Source organism: Ochrobactrum sp. SFR4 (genome assembly GCF_019730395.1).
Taxonomy (GTDB): Bacteria; Pseudomonadota; Alphaproteobacteria; order Rhizobiales; family Rhizobiaceae; genus Pseudochrobactrum.
This window is the reverse complement of the sequence record NZ_JAAPBB010001187.1, coordinates 1-245: the sequence shown is the minus strand read 5'-3', so window position 1 is coordinate 245 and position 245 is coordinate 1. Positions and strand designations below refer to the sequence as shown.

The 245-nt window shown below is 51.4% G+C and carries 1 protein-coding gene; it reads right to left on the bottom strand.

Annotated features, from left to right (window positions below; translation table 11 throughout):
• Positions 1-245: MmcB family DNA repair protein (locus tag HBA93_RS22800; protein WP_221724750.1), on the bottom strand; the 245-nt coding region annotated here is incomplete at both ends.

Here is a 245-nt window from a genome sequence, read left to right as displayed (position 1 = left end):
AATTTCCCCGCCATATCCGTCAGAGAGAATGAAGCCGCAGTCTTCGGGGAAGATGCCACGCGGCACCTGCGCATGGGTAGCAAAGAACAACCGGTCGCAATAATTGCGGTAATCCGGCCACTTTTGATCTGCTTTCCAATCCTCGACCGATGATTTGATTTCAATAATCCAGATTTCACCTTTGCGTGTCAGGCCAATCAGGTCGGCACGTCTGCCGGAACGCAAAGAAACTTCCGGCAGAACAT